The following is a 13888-nucleotide window of genomic DNA, read 5'->3' on the forward strand; positions in this document are numbered from 1 at the left end:
GCGAACCCGACAGAATAGGTGCAGGGGCGAGTCTATCGGGGGTGTGCGTGCGGGTGCTGAGGATCTCCCACAGCGCCACCGTGGGCGCGTGGCGGGGACGCGAGCGCGCATTGCGCGCACGCGGAGTGGACCTGACGCTGCTCACTGCCCGGCGATGGCACGCGGGCGGCGTCCCGGTGACGCTGCAGACGAGACCCGGTGACGACGCGGTGCCCGTGACGACCTGGGGGCGGCATCCTGCCCTTTTCGTGTACGCCCCTCGGCCGCTGTGGCAGGCGCTGAAGCGCGAGTGGGATGTCATCGACATCCACGAAGAGCCGTTTGCGCTGGCAACGGCCGAAGTGCTTCTGCTGCGCGCACTGCGCCGCAACCGCGCGCCCGTCGTGCTCTACACCGCGCAGAACATCGCCAAGCGCTATCCGATCCCGTTCCGCTGGATGGAGCGGTTCGCGCTGCGTCGCGCACGCGGTGTCTCGGCATGCAATGAGCAGGCGGCGCAGATCGTCGTCGACAAGGGGTTCGCGGGTCGGCCGCGCGTGATCCCGCTCGGGATCGACGCCCACGAGTTCGCCCCGAGCACGCACGCTGTGGACCCCGCGCAGATCGTCGTGGGCTTCGTCGGCCGGCTCGTTCCTGAGAAGGGCATCGAGGTGCTGCTGCGCGCCGCGGCCGGCGACGCCCGGTTGCGGCTGCGGATCGCTGGGGCCGGTCCCTTGGCCGAGAACCTGCCGACTCGTGCAGCCGGACTCGGCATCGCCGACCGGGTGCAACTCGTCGGAGCCGTCGCGCCCGACCGCGTTCCAGAGTTCTACCGCACGATGGACGTGCTGGCCGTCCCATCCCAGAGCACGCCGTCCTGGACCGAGCAGTTCGGCCGGGTCGCGATCGAGGCGATGGCGACGGGCGTCCCGGTCGTTTCGAGCGACGCCGGCGCACTGCCCGACGTCGTGGGCGGCGCGGGCATCGTCGTCCCCGAGGGTGATGTGTCCGCGCTGCAGGCGGCCCTGATTGAGGCCGCGGGCGCTCGCCGCGAGGACCTGGTGCAGGCAGGTTTCGCGCGGGCCGCCGAATGCACGTGGGATGCCGTGGCCGACGACTACCTGGAGCTCTACCGTTCGGTCACGCACACCGCTTCTTCGTCGCCACCCCGCCTCGAGGTGGTCGTCGTCGCCTATGGCGCCCCCGACATGCTGCGCCGGGCCCTCGAACCGGTGAGGGCGCTCCCGGTCACCGTGGTCGACAACTCGTCGCTGCCCGCGATCGCGGCGCTGTGCGCCGAGCTGAGTGTGCGCTACATCGATCCCGGGCGCAACGGCGGGTTCGCCTCAGGCGTGAATGTCGCACTCGCCGACCGTCTCGTGCCGGACGGCGACGTGCTGCTGCTCAACCCCGATGCCGTGGTGTCGGTCGGCGACATCATGTCGCTGCAGCGGGGACTGCACGCGGCGGGTGACCTCGCCACGGTGGGTGCGGTGCAAGTCGACGAGTCGGGTAGGCGTGCGCGGGTAGGCTGGCCGTTCCCGTCGCCGGGCAACGCATGGCTCCAGGCGGTGGGTCTCGGGCGCCTGCAGCGCGGTGCGCGGTTCGTCATCGGGTCGGTGCTGCTGGTGCGGGGGACCGCCCTGGCGCAGGTCGGCGACTTCGATGAGCGCTTCTTCCTCTATGCCGAAGAGACCGACTGGGCCTTTCGCGCGCATCGGCTGGGCTGGCGGCACGCCGTGGTGCCCGATGCGCGCGCTGTGCACGCCGGCGCCGGCACGAGCACCGACCCGCGTCGACGCGAGGTGCACTTCCATGCATCGCAGGAGCGGTATTACCGCAAGCATTTCGGGGGGGTGGGCTGGACGGTGGCGCGCATGGCGGCGTGGTCGGGGGCGGTGGTGCGCGGGATGCTGCTGCCGGGCGATCGTGGACGTGAGGCATGGCGGCGCGCGGCGCTGTATGCCCGCGGCCCTGTCCGGGTCGAGGCGCGGCTGAAGGCAGGGCCGGCAGGCCGCGCGTCGCAGGGGGAGGTCGGCTGATGCACATCGTGCAGATCTGTCCGGTCATCGGCCAGGGCACGGGAATCGCCGGCGTCGCCTGGAATCTGGAGCGCGAGTTCCGGCAGATGGGTCATACCGTCGACTCCTTCACGATGGATTCGGCCCGCAGACGTCCGCGTCGACCGTGGCCGAAGCATCCGATGCTGCGCGCGTTCGCGCTGTTCCGGCAGACCGTCTGGTTCAGCACCGTCGGCACGGTGCGAGCGCGACGCTTTCTGGCGCAGAGGCCGGGTGCCGTCTCGATCTGCCACAACAACGTGCTCGCCGGCGACGTCTATGTGGATCACGGCATTGTCGGTATGCCGAAACGACTCGCGGGCCGCAGTCTGTGGCGGATGCTGATCAACCCGACTTTTCCGTTCGTTTACCTCCGCGAGTCCATCCGGTACCGTAGCTGCGCGCACCACGTCGTGGTGGCTGTCTCGACGACGGAAGCGCAGATTCTGCGGCGCACCTTTCGGCGGGTGCGTCCGCCTGTCGAGGTGATTGCCAATGGCGTGGACCTTGACCGGTTCCACCCGCCCGGGCTTGCCGAGCGTGAAGACGCACGGAGGCAGTTCCATCTCGATGACGACGACCGCGTCGTGCTGTTCGTCGGACATGACTTCGCAGGCAAAGGGCTGGATGTCGCGATCGATGCGCTGCGCTCGGCGACCACCGTTTTGTTGCTGGTAGCGGGTGGGAACCAGCAGTCGATTGAGGCCGGGCGACGGCGTGCTGAAGCGGCGGGCGTTGCCCCCAGAGTGTTGTTCATGGGGCCGCGAAGCGATCTTCCGCTCTTTTTCGCGGCAGCCGATATCTTCGTTCTCCCGAGCGTCTATGAAGCCCATGGGCTGGTCATTCTCGAGGCGCTCGCCTCGGGTGTGCCCGTCGTCGCCACTCGAGTCGGCTGCGCTCCCGATGTCGTCGTCGACGGTGGGAACGGTTACCTCGTGGACCGAGATGCGACCCAGCTGGGGAGTCGTCTTGAGCAACTTGCCGCAGCTGACCTGAGCCGCATGCGCGAGCGTGCGCGCGCGAGCGCCGAAGCGCACAGCTGGCGCACGAGCGCTGAGCGCTACATCACGCTGTTCGAGACTCTGCAGCCCGCGCTGCGGCTGCCAGCGGGTGATCCGACGCGCAGTGCGAGGCGGACGAAGGGGCGATCCGCACGGTGACCCCGCTCAGCATCCTGCACGCCATACGCTCGGACCGGTTCGCCGGCGTCGAGCAGCTCGTTCTGCGCCTGGCCGTCGCGCAAGCTGCGGCCGGTCATCGCGTTCGGGTCGTTGGCGGGGCCTCTGAGCGCATGGCTGATCCGCTGCGCGCGGCAGGCGTCGTCTACGTGCCCGCGTCGCATACCCGGCATGTGGTGGCTGCCTTGCGGCGTTGGGCCGGCACCGCCGATGTCGTCAACACGCACATGACGGCCGCTGACGTCGCCGCCGTGTTCGCGTTCTTCGGTCGCGCGCGTCCCGCGGTCGCCTCGACCCGTCACTTCGCTCAGCGTCGCGGCCGTCTCCGCGCGTTGCCGCTGGACCCAGTCGTGCGCCGCGTGGTCGACGTCGAGATTGCAGTCAGCCATGCAGTGGCCGCGGCGGTCGGCGTGCCCAGCACCGTGGTGCATTCCGGTATCGCACCGGTACCGTTCGCCGACCCTGGCTCGCGTCGGCGCGTCGTGTTGATAGCGCAACGCTTGCAGCCCGAGAAGCAGACATTGCTGGCGGTGGATGCTTTCGCGCGATCGGGCCTCGTCAGCGACGGCTGGTGTCTCGAGGTTGCAGGTGACGGAGCCGACTATGCCGCCGTGGCCTCCGGCGTCGAGCGCCTCGGTGATGCCGGCCGTATGCTCGGTTTTCGTGACGATGTGCCCGAGCTCATGGCGTGCGCCGGCATCCTGCTCGCGCCCACGCCGAATGAGGCATTGGGTCTGAGTGTGATCGAGGCCATGGCGTGCGGACTGCCTGTCGTTGCGGCTGGAGCAGCGGGACACCTCGACGTGATGGCCGGCCTCGACCCGCGTGCGCTGTTCGCGCCCGGTGACGCTGCAGGGGCGGCGCGGGCGCTGCGCGCGTTGGCCGACGATCCCGAGGGCCGCCGGCGGCTCGGGACGGCTGAACGCGAGCGACAGCAGCGTGACTTCTCGCTGGATCAGCAGGTTGCGGGAACGGATGCCGCATACCGCGCGGCGATCACGCGCCATCGGGCGGGGGACATTCATGACTGATCTCGTCGTGATCTCACTCGAGGCATGGGACGGCGTGTGGCGGCGCAATCAGCACCTTGTCTCACGGCTGCTGGACGCCGACCCGCACTTGCGCGTGCTGTTCGTGGAGCCGGTGGCCGATCCGCTGCACGATGTGCGTTCGGGGCGCCATCCGCGATTCGGGCGGGGAGTGCGAGAGCGTGCGGATGTACAACCGCGCCTGTGGACACTGCAGCCGCTGAAGCTCCTGCCGCGTCGGGTGGATCTGTGGGCTGACAAGCGGTTCGCGCGTACTGTCGCGCGAGCAGCGCGGCGTATCGGCATGGCCCGGCCCGTGTTGTGGGTCAATGATCCGGGAGCCGCTGAGACGTCACGTGTCACAGGCTGGCCGACGCTGTATGACATCACCGATGACTGGGCAGTCGCCGATCGCGGTGCGCGTCAGCAGCAGCGGGTGGTCGCGGGCGAGCGGTATCTCTTGCATCACGCAACGGACGTGGTCGCTTGTTCGGCCGAACTCGTGGCCAGAAAATCTCCGAGTCGACCGCAGGGATCGCCTCCGATCGAACTCATCCCGAACGGAGTCGATGTCGCCGCCTACCGACGGCCGAGTTCACGCCCCGAAGACCTGCCGCCGGGGAAGACAGCGGTGTACGTCGGCACGCTGCACTCCGATCGACTTGACGTCGACCTCTGCGTGAAGACGGCCCAGGCGCTGGGCGCTGAGGTCTCGATCGTACTCGTGGGGCCGAATCTGCTCGGGGATGCCGCGACCGGCCGACTGCGCGATGCCGGTGTGGTCCTGCTGGGGGCGAAGCCGCACGAGCAAGTGCCGCCCTATCTGCAGCACGCCGACGCTCTGATCGTGCCCCACCTGGTGAACGAGTTCACTGACAGCCTTGACCCCATAAAGCTATACGAGTACCAGGCTGCGGGGCGGCCCGTGGTTGCTACTGCGGTGGCCGGCTTTCGCGGCGCGGATCAGGTCGCCATCGCAGCGGGCGACGAGTTCGCATGGACGACGTTGAGAGCGTCATCGGGACATGCCGGCGTCCCCGATCGACTTCTTCCGGAAGCCCCGGACTGGTCGTTGCGCGCTCGGGCCTTTCATACTCGGCTCGTGCGTCTCTGGGCCGAAGCGACCTAGGAGGGGCCGCGGAGCAGCTCAGCCCGACGCAGCCCCTTCTACGATGTGGCAGCACTCAGCTCAGTCTGGATCTAGACATTCCATGTTGCGCCGGCAATGCACATCTGCTGCGCCTCAGTGAAGGTGTTCTCCGAGCACGAACCGCCGACCTTGGTTCCGTCGCCCGTGATCGGGTTCAACCCGCTGGCAGTCGCGGTGGCGTTGCCGGTCTGGCCGCTCACCGTGAAGGAGACCACGAGCGAGCCGTTCTGACTGTTGGGGTTGAGCGACGAGACCAACGCGAGGTTGCTCAAAGTGGTGTTCGGTCCGACATTGATCGGCAGTGCGACCAACGTGCAGGTGTTGAGATCGAGTACCGCGAGGCTTCCGAGCGAGCTTCCATCGAGTGTTCCGCTCAAGTTGCTGATTGAGACGGAATTGTCGGTCGTGTTCGAGATCCTGAGCTGGAACGCGTAGCCCTTGTAGACGCCCGAACCGTTACCGGGCGTCTTGCAGCCTGCCCCGGTCAACTGGACGATGCCATTGCTCGCAGCGAATGCTGGTGCAGCCGACGCCACGGCGATGACGGGCACCGCCCAGGCCATCGCCTTCGTGACGGTGCGGCGGCTGATGCCCTTTGGCTCAGTGGTGCCGAAATCTTCGAGATCGCTCATGCGTACTCCCCAGATGAACGTAGTGCTGTGGACGGTGGTGTTCGACCGATCGGGGTGAACCCCTCTCCTGCGACCCCAGTACAAGCGCAGGTGCTGGTAAGCCTATCCCAGACCGCCACGCGTGTCTATGAGAACTAAGAGACGATGACGAGCTGTCCAATCGGGCGTCTGCGCCGGTCGACGTGTGCGTCGACGATCCAGAAGTTAGACTTCCGGCGGACGACCGCGTCGTGGATCTGGCGCTGTCTGGGGAGTTATGACACACAGTTCTTCGACGCGAGAGAGCCTGCCTGCACAACTGCAGCTGGTGCTCCGCATGGCGGGTGCGCGCCCGGGCCCGTGGATCCTAGGTACGGTCGTCGCGTCCCTCGCACTTGCGCTGCTGGACACGTTGGGCGTCGCGGCCATGGTGCCGCTGATGCAGCTGACAACCGGAACTGACACCGACACGGGCGCGCTCGGCGTCGTGTCGCGATTCGCCGGTACCACCGACGTCCAGGTGCTGATCCCGATCGTGGCCAGTATCGTCGCTGCGGCATTCGTGTTCAAGACGCTGGGTGCGCTCTGGTTTCGGTGGTGGTTGCTGGGGCGCACGACACAGATTTCCGCGCGGTCATCAACGGAGCTCATGCGCCGCTACGCGCTTGCACCGTATCCGCAGCACCGTTCACGGGCGCTGAGTGTGTTGTATCGCAACATCAATGAAGCCACTACCCAGGCGGCGAGCGTGCTGCTCGCGGTCGTGACCATGTTTTCAGACTTCGTTGTGCTGATTTCGATCGGCGTGGTGCTCGCCGTCACCTCGTTCGGGGTCACTGTGTTCACGGTCGTCCTCTTCGCCATTCTGCTGGGCGGGGTGCAGCGTCTTCTGCGGCGTCGGCAACGACGAATCGGAGAAGAGATGGCAGATGCGAGCCTGAGTGCGTGGCAATACCTCATGCCGAGCCTTGAGGGCTTTCGCGAGGCACGTCTGACATCCAGTGCCGGACGATTCATCGAGGGGTTCGAGAAGGCGCGCCTGCGAGGTGCCCGGGCAAGTCGTCAAATGGGTGTCGTGTCGGACGCGCCGCGCTATCTGCTCGAGATCGGCTTCGTCATCGCGATCATGGGGATGTCGGTCATCTTGTTCTCGACCGGAACGCGGGCAGAGGCGCTCACCGTCCTCGGCGTGTTTGCTGCTGCCTCTGTTCGTGTGCTCCCTACGCTGAACCGGGTGTCTGCGAACCTGGCCACTACGCGCATCGGACAGGCAGGGCTGCGGATCATCAGCAGGGCCATGAGCGAGCTTGACGCGCATGAGTCGCATGATGAGACCCGCCATAGTGAGTTCGCCTACTCTGGCGATATTGTCATGCGGGACGTCGCATTCAGTTATCTCGACAGCGACGAGCGTGTGCTCGCTGGCGTGTCACTTGTGATCCCTCAGAACACGACCGTTGCCTTCGTGGGATCCAGTGGTGCGGGCAAGAGCACATTGCTGGACATTATGCTCGGACTGCTGCGGCCGACGGAGGGCATCGTGGAATGCGGTGGACGACCCATCGTCGACGACTTGGTCACGTGGTACGCGGGTCTGGGCGTGGTTCCGCAGGACGTCTTCCTGCTCAACTCGACGGTGCGAGCGAACGTCGCGTTTGGGGTTGCGCCCGACCAGATCGATGACGCCCAGGTCCGGCGGGTACTGGCGATGGCTCAACTCGATGATGTCGTCGAGGGGCTTCCAGCGGGGATCGAGACGGTCGTCGGTGAGCGCGGCGTGCGGTTCTCGGGTGGTCAACGCCAGCGCCTTGGTCTGGCCCGCGCGCTCTATCGGAAGCCGCGGGTGCTCGTCCTCGATGAGGCGACGTCAGCCTTGGACAACGTCACCGAGCACGAGATCGCCGAGACTCTCGCGGCCCTCGGCGGGAGTATGACGATCATCATCGTCGCGCATCGACTGTCCACCGTGCGCCATGCGGACAACGTCGTGTTCTTGGAGCGCGGTCAGATTCAGGCCGAGGGGACTTTCGAGCACGTCGAGGCCACGAACTCCGAGTTCGCGCGGCTGGTGGAGCTCGGCCGGCTGTGACGTCAGTCTTGCCTTCGCAGTCGGCGGGCGACGGCGAGCACGGACTGCCAGGGAAAGACACACGCACCCCACCACGCGACACGCGCCGCGTAATCCCACTCGCGTCGCCGTACAGCGGCAACCAGATCACCGAGATTCTCATCCGACCCTGCCTGCCGGAATCGCCGCCACCATTCGGTCAACGCGGCTGTCGTTGCGGTGTCTCCTTCGGCAGCGGCGACGGACCTGAGTCTCCTGATGGAGTGCAGAGCCGAGGCGCGGCCCTCCAGAAGATGGTTCGAAACGTTGCCGGCATGCCGTCGATAACCGACGAGCGGCACGTCGACCGCTACGAAATCGCCACGGATCAGCAGCTTGCGTATGAGGTCGTTGTCTTCGCCCACCTTCATCGTCGGATTGAACCCCCCGACTCTCGAGAACGCGTCGCGGCGAACGAGCAATGTCGTGATGCGTGGCAGCGGAACGGTGCCGTCAAGCATGCGCATGTTCGGGGTCGTTGGGGCGCGCCAACCCGAACCGAACTCCGCGCCCGCGATGTCCATGTACCAGCCACCCGTGTAACTCGCGATGGCCTCGGGACGCGTCGCCAGTGCATCAAGCTGAGCCTCGATTCGCGTGGGATGCCACACGTCGTCATCGTCCAGAAAGGCAAGCCAGTCGCTCGTGGTCGATCGCGCCCCCGCATTCCGGGCACTCGAAACTCCTGAACTCGGATTGCGCAGGTACGCGAGGCCCTGCTCATCGGCAAATCGCCGGACGCTGTCGTCCGGCACGCCATCGTCGACGAGCGTGATCTCAGCGACGGGCGCCGTCTGCCCCTGCACCGATGCGACAGCGGCGGGCAAGAAGGGACCGCCGCGATTCGTGGCGATAACGACGCTCACAGAATGGCCCATCCGCACTCCTTTTCATCTAGACCTAAGCTAGCCGTCGTGACCGATTCCGCACCCCGTGCGTTCGCAGCCCAGGCGTGGCGACATCTGCGCTGGCGCGCGCGGCGAAGCATCACCGTGACGGCAGACCGGATGCGGCGCGGTGATCGCACGATCATCATGACGCCGCCTGCCGGGCTGAGGTTCGGCAACTGGCTGTACCTCTGGCTGGACGCACATCAGAAGTCCACCGCGGGGCGTCCGACGATGGTCCTGGAGGCGCCAGGTATGGCGCCATGGTTCGATCTCCTTCCGGCGCTGCGTACGTGGACGCTGCCTCAAGACGGCCTGCGGTTCCATGATCGACGTGACTGGAACGACCGCGACTGGCGTCAGAATTTCGGCTCGGACTTCACGCGCGAGACTCTCCGTGCGTTCATCGTGGACTGCGTGGCGCATCGGATTACGCGGGGCCCGCAGGACCGCCTCGTGCTGAATGTTCGCCGCGGTGATTACTACGCGCGGCCCGAATTCCGTCGATTGTATGCATTCGACCAATTCGCTTATGTCGAGGCCGCCCTTGCGCGCTTCAATGATGTCGGGCAGATCCTGGTGGTGTCTGACGATGCAGAGTGGTGCAGGGAGCATCTCGATGGTTTGCTGCGGAGTTCAGCCGATGATGTCTCGTATGCGTCGCCCGATCCGGTCGCCAATTTCGTGGCGGTCGCCGGAGCACGCCGCATCATCGGGATGAATTCGACTTTCACGTATTGGGCCGCGTATGTGTCCGACGCCATGAACGCAGATGCCGAGATCGTCATGCCGAAGTTTCATAGCCGGCTCTATGCCGACACGGATGCGCATCAGCTGGATCCTCGGTGGACTGCGCTCCCTGGCTTTCACTGAGCGTCGTTGCGTCAGCGCAGGAAAGGGTCATCTGGCGCGGCGCACCAGCGCACTAGCGACCGTGTCGAAGACCCCTGTCATAAATGACACGGGGTCGCGCCTGATGGCCCATGCAGCACTCTTGCCGGCATCGGCGATCCGGCCGCGTCGCAGAGCGCGGGGAACCTCAGCACCCGCCTCGTGTGTCTCGGAGCGCCAGAACCGGCGAAGGCGCTCCTCAAACAATGAGGCGGTGTCCGGCGAGTTGCGGCCGAGCGCGGCCCACTGCTGGCGCTTGATCATGTCTTCCATTGCGCGGCGCCGCAATCGGACGTTGCTTGGTGCGGTCGACGTCATGTTTGTGTCATGGCGTCGGTAGCCCACGAGAAGCTCGTCCAGATAGATCAGGTCCCCACGCATAGCCAGCCGAAGTCCGAGTTCGAAGTCGACCAAGATCGGAATCTCGGGGCTATGTCCACCGATAGCGGTGAAGTCGGCTCGACGGATCATCAGTGTCGGTCCGAGCGGTGTGGGCGCCGCCCCACGCAGTATCTCGGATGCCGTTGTCTGCCGCGAGCGCCAGTCCGCTCCGAATTGCTCCCCGGTAGCCGTCATATGCCAGTAGCCAGAGAACGACGCGGGAGCTTCGGGGTGTTTGCGATGGACCGCCACATGGTGCTCGAGTCGCCGTCGTTCCCAGACGTCATCGTCGTCGAGGAACGTTATGAGGTCGGCCGATGTCTGTGCGACTCCAATATTGCGGGCCAGGCCGGCCGTCGCCGAGCGGTCGATGGTGATCATCTTCATGCGCGCATCGTCGGCGATCGCGCTTGCGACTCGCTCTGGATGGCGTGAGCCGTTATCGACGATGAGTAGATCCCAATTCTGGAAGGTCTGCTCGCGCACACTTCTCAATGCTTCGTCAAGATAGGCGCTGTCGCGGCCGAGCGCGACGATGATGCTGACGATGGGCTTGGATGCCGCCGGCTCCATCATGCTTCCCCACCTGGCGGCTCGCAATTGCGGACCCGTGCTGCACGGTCGTGCGGACGCAACGCAGCGACAATGCCGACGAGCGTGCCCAAGGAGTCTGCTCCTGCGCGAGCGAGGCCACCGGCGACCCCCCGCAGTTTCGCGTTCGCTCCGGAATTAGTGGGCCACGCCGACAGCCCTGAAAACGCGAGTCGCGTCGTCGAGGCGATCACGGAGCCGAGATAGCGCCCGACATGACGGTCGGTCCACCCGAGTGTGGTCGTCAACAGCAGAATGTGGTTCCGCGCGCCGTAGAAGCGATACCGCAGGTCGAACCGAGTCCCGCGGGGGTAGTCGCCTGCGACGTGCAGTACGACGGCATCGGGCGCAAACCTCACGCGGTATCCAGATCGCCGGACGCGCAATGCGAGGTCGCTATCTTCGCGCAGGCACGTGCCCGGATAGTAGTCATGGATGCCGCCGAACGCACGCAACACGTCCGTGCGCACGGACATGTTCGCGCCGAGCATGTGATCGGCATCGATTGTGCGCCCCGGGTCGGCGCCGAAGTTTCCTGTGAGCCGTCCGTTCGGCAGGAAGCGCCCGATGCGATCCACCCCTTCGTATTCCTCGCCGACGACGCCGTTGCGTGCTCTCCCGCCCACAGCTCCGACGTCAGGTGCATCGTAGGCGGCGAGCAGCCGCTCAAGCCATGCGGGTTCGGCATAAGCATCATCATCGATGAACGCGATCACTCCCTCGGTGGCTCCGTTTGCCCCGATCGCGCGTGAGGCGGCGAGCGTCCCCAATCCCAGATCATTGCGGCGGTATTCGACACCGGTGAAGTCCTCGACGACATGGCGGGTGAGGTCGTCAGGCGAGGCATCCACGACGACAATTCGGCGGGGGGAGACAGTCTGTTGCTGCAGATGCTCGAGGCACGTGCTCACATATTCCGGACGTCGATACGTGGCGATCACAACGACAGCGTCGTAGTGATGCGCCCTCCCCTCGGCAGCTGTCACGGAATCGATGATACGGGGCCGGACGGCGGCCAGACGACCGTCTAGACTCACGGGACGTGAGAGTCGCGGGGTGTCCTGTCGGGGCAGAGGGGACAAACGGGTGATCGGGTGACATCTCCCAAATTGGCGATCGCATCCATCGCCGTGGACGTGCCGATGGGTGCGCAGAACTATCAGGAGCACATCGCGGAGCGGGCAGGCATGTCGCTGGCCGGTGTCGATGGACGGCCTTGGCGCGTGCGGCGCACCGTCGTGCGATCCATGCGCTCGCCGCTGCCGGGCGACCGTCGCATACCGTTGGGTGCGATCGAGTCGGCACCGCACCGCATCCGCCGAGAAGTCGGACGATGGTTGTACGGTCGAGCCTCTGTGGTTCACCGTATGAACCTCGAATTGCCTCCGCCGCCGCACGGCGATGTCATCACGCTGCACGATGTGGTCGCGTGGCGCTATCCTGACGAGTCGTCTCCAGTCGCAGCCGCGATGCAAGAGGCGAGATCGGCCGACGCCGTCATCTGCGTCTCGGAGTTCACTGCCCAGGAAGCGGTCGACTTCTTGGGCGTTCGTGGCCCGCACGTCATACCCAACGGTGTGGACGAGCGCTTCTACGATGCGGCCCCGATCAGTGTCGCGGACCGCGGCCGTCTAGGCATCGGGGAGCGTTATGTTCTGCACGCGGGCGGCGCGGCGCGGCGTAAGAACCTTGATGCCCTCGCAGACGCGTGGCCGCGCATCCACCGCGAGCGGCCGGATCTGCAGCTTGTGCTGGCGGGTCCAGCGCACCCACGCCGCACCGCGTTGTTCGGCAGGCTGAGCGGCACGCTGCTGCTCGGACGAGTGCCCGATGAGACGGTTCCCGGTCTCGTCGCGGCAGCCGACGCCGTCGTGGTGCCCTCACTGTACGAGGGGTTCGGCTTGCCGGTACTCGAGGCCATGGCCGCGAACACTCTCGTTGTGGCGGCGAATACGAGCAGTCTGCCGGAGGTGGCGGGCGACGCGGCGGTCATGGTCGAGCCGACTGCTCACGGAATCGCCGATGGGATTCTCACGGCCGTTTCCGGCGACGCGGCACTGCGACCGCTGGTGACTGCCGGACGGGCGCGTGCAGGGGAGTTCACGTGGGAACGGTCGGCCACAGCACATGCACGGGTCTGGGCCGGTCTCGGCTGACAATGGTCGATCGCTGGTCAGCTCGTCAGGATCTCGCTGGTCAGTGGACTCCGCCACGGCCGCGCAAGACGCTCGCCCGCTCAATGAAGGCGCGACGTGACGGCAGATATGCGCGAAGCAGCCCGCCGGGTGTCTTCAGCGTCGCCTGAACGCCGAACTCCTCGGCGATGCGTGTGGAGACCGGACGGCCGAACCCGCCGAGCGAGATGCCCGAATGCGACTCTCCCGTGCCGACGCGATAGAGCGCACCACCGAACGGCAGATATGGCAGATCGAGGTCGGTTCCGATGTGGATATGCGATCCGAGCCAGCGTTCGAGCTTGTCGCCGTAGCCGGCATAGAGTTCGGATTGCGACGCGGTGACCGGCAACTGCGGATCGGGGTAGAGGTCCGCGCGCACGATGCTGAATGTCCCACCGGCATGCGGCCGGATCGAGCGTCGTTCCATGTTGATTCGCCACGGAAACACGAGACGCCAGCCATCGGCGTCCGGATGTTCGGCGACGAATCCCGCCAGCCGACGGCTCACGAAGTCGTCGGCATCGATGAACAGGATGTGTTGGGCGTGTTGTTCACGCGCAGCAGCCAGACCGATTGCGAGCTTCGTGCCCTTGTCGCGCAGGACGCTTGGGATACCGGTCTGTGGTCCTGTGATCGTCGAAGGTGGTGGAAAGTCCACGCCGATGAAGCGCACGCGCGAATCGGCTGAAAATGCAGGTTCACGGTTGCCGACGACGATGACGGTGAACCGGTCGTCAGTCTGGCGCAGCCATGAGGCGAGCGATTCGCGGAACAGCTCCTCCACCCGCCCATAGTCATTGCTGTTGAGCGGATTGCGCAGCGAGGTGACGAACGCGAGCATGATTCGA

The 13888-nt window shown here is 66.0% G+C and carries 12 protein-coding genes; 7 read left to right on the top strand and 5 right to left on the bottom strand.

Annotated features, from left to right (window positions below):
* Nucleotides 1-53 precede the first annotated feature (53 nt).
* Genes QU603_RS02490 through QU603_RS02505 form a run of 4 tightly spaced genes read left to right on the top strand, consistent with a single transcriptional unit; the run spans nt 54 to nt 5374 of the window.
* Nucleotides 54-2021 carry a glycosyltransferase gene (locus tag QU603_RS02490; RefSeq protein WP_308492922.1) on the top strand — a complete coding sequence of 656 codons (1968 nt, stop codon included), beginning with the start codon at nt 54-56 and terminating at the stop codon, nt 2019-2021.
* A complete protein-coding gene (locus QU603_RS02495; protein ID WP_308492923.1) occupies nt 2021-3199 on the top strand; it encodes a glycosyltransferase family 4 protein in 1179 nt (392 codons plus the stop codon). Before QU603_RS02490 ends, QU603_RS02495 begins: the two co-directional genes overlap by 1 nt.
* Nucleotides 3196-4248, top strand: coding sequence for a glycosyltransferase family 4 protein (locus QU603_RS02500; protein WP_308492924.1), 1053 nt, complete (start codon nt 3196-3198; stop codon nt 4246-4248). Before QU603_RS02495 ends, QU603_RS02500 begins: the two co-directional genes overlap by 4 nt.
* The gene (locus QU603_RS02505; RefSeq protein WP_308492925.1) at nt 4241-5374 is read left to right on the top strand and encodes a glycosyltransferase; all 1134 of its coding nucleotides are present in this window, start codon (nt 4241-4243) and stop codon (nt 5372-5374) included. The genes QU603_RS02500 and QU603_RS02505 overlap by 8 nt, the downstream gene beginning before the upstream one ends.
* 71 nt (nt 5375-5445) lie before the next feature.
* Here the strand turns inward: QU603_RS02505 and QU603_RS02510 are convergent, their stop codons facing one another.
* Nucleotides 5446-6027, bottom strand: coding sequence for a hypothetical protein (locus QU603_RS02510; protein WP_308492926.1), 582 nt, complete (start codon nt 6025-6027; stop codon nt 5446-5448).
* A gap of 316 nt (nt 6028-6343) precedes the next feature.
* Here QU603_RS02510 and QU603_RS02515 point away from each other — a divergent pair, with 316 nt between their 5' ends.
* Nucleotides 6344-8095: an ABC transporter ATP-binding protein gene (locus tag QU603_RS02515; protein WP_308492927.1), complete on the top strand. Its 1752-nt coding sequence runs from the start codon at nt 6344-6346 to the stop codon at nt 8093-8095.
* 2 nt (nt 8096-8097) lie between these two features.
* Here QU603_RS02515 and QU603_RS02520 read toward each other — a convergent pair whose 3' ends face one another.
* Nucleotides 8098-8991, bottom strand: a complete 894-nt coding sequence (locus tag QU603_RS02520; protein ID WP_308493921.1) for a glycosyltransferase family 2 protein — start codon at nt 8989-8991, stop codon at nt 8098-8100.
* A gap of 36 nt (nt 8992-9027) precedes the next feature.
* Here QU603_RS02520 and QU603_RS02525 point away from each other — a divergent pair, with 36 nt between their 5' ends.
* Entirely contained in the window at nt 9028-9873 is an 846-nt protein-coding gene (locus QU603_RS02525) for an alpha-1,2-fucosyltransferase (protein WP_308492928.1), read from the top strand.
* A 27-nt stretch (nt 9874-9900) separates the two neighbouring features.
* On the opposite strand, the gene QU603_RS02530 is transcribed toward QU603_RS02525, so the two are convergent.
* Both QU603_RS02530 and QU603_RS02535 read right to left on the bottom strand, forming a co-directional pair.
* Nucleotides 9901-10848, bottom strand: coding sequence for a glycosyltransferase family A protein (locus QU603_RS02530; protein WP_308492929.1), 948 nt, complete (start codon nt 10846-10848; stop codon nt 9901-9903).
* Nucleotides 10845-11849 carry a glycosyltransferase family 2 protein gene (locus tag QU603_RS02535; RefSeq protein ID WP_308492930.1) on the bottom strand — a complete coding sequence of 335 codons (1005 nt, stop codon included), beginning with the start codon at nt 11847-11849 and terminating at the stop codon, nt 10845-10847. The genes QU603_RS02530 and QU603_RS02535 overlap by 4 nt, the downstream gene beginning before the upstream one ends.
* Before the next feature lie 108 nt (nt 11850-11957).
* On the opposite strand from QU603_RS02535, the gene QU603_RS02540 reads away from it, so the two are divergent.
* Nucleotides 11958-13019, top strand: coding sequence for a glycosyltransferase family 4 protein (locus tag QU603_RS02540; protein WP_308492931.1), 1062 nt, complete (start codon nt 11958-11960; stop codon nt 13017-13019).
* 40 nt (nt 13020-13059) lie between these two features.
* Here the strand turns inward: QU603_RS02540 and QU603_RS02545 are convergent, their stop codons facing one another.
* The gene (locus tag QU603_RS02545; protein ID WP_308492932.1) at nt 13060-13881 is read right to left on the bottom strand and encodes a glycosyltransferase family A protein; all 822 of its coding nucleotides are present in this window, start codon (nt 13879-13881) and stop codon (nt 13060-13062) included.
* Between the last annotated feature and the right edge of the window lie 7 nt (nt 13882-13888).

It is taken from the genome of Microbacterium terrisoli (genome assembly GCF_030866805.1).
Taxonomy (GTDB): domain Bacteria; phylum Actinomycetota; class Actinomycetes; order Actinomycetales; family Microbacteriaceae; genus Microbacterium; species Microbacterium terrisoli.

What these genes read in the sequence shown, in the direction of transcription:
- QU603_RS02495 (WP_308492923.1), top strand. Translation starts at nt 2,021, where the DNA reads ATGCACATCGTGCAGATCTGTCCGGTCATCGGCCAGGGCACGGGAATC.
- QU603_RS02510 (WP_308492926.1), bottom strand. Translation starts at nt 6,027, where the DNA reads ATGAGCGATCTCGAAGATTTCGGCACCACTGAGCCAAAGGGCATCAGC.
- QU603_RS02530 (WP_308492929.1), bottom strand. Translation starts at nt 10,848, where the DNA reads ATGATGGAGCCGGCGGCATCCAAGCCCATCGTCAGCATCATCGTCGCG.
- QU603_RS02515 (WP_308492927.1), top strand. Translation starts at nt 6,344, where the DNA reads ATGGCGGGTGCGCGCCCGGGCCCGTGGATCCTAGGTACGGTCGTCGCG.
- QU603_RS02520 (WP_308493921.1), bottom strand. Translation starts at nt 8,991, where the DNA reads ATGGGCCATTCTGTGAGCGTCGTTATCGCCACGAATCGCGGCGGTCCC.
- QU603_RS02545 (WP_308492932.1), bottom strand. Translation starts at nt 13,881, where the DNA reads ATGCTCGCGTTCGTCACCTCGCTGCGCAATCCGCTCAACAGCAATGAC.
- QU603_RS02505 (WP_308492925.1), top strand. Translation starts at nt 4,241, where the DNA reads ATGACTGATCTCGTCGTGATCTCACTCGAGGCATGGGACGGCGTGTGG.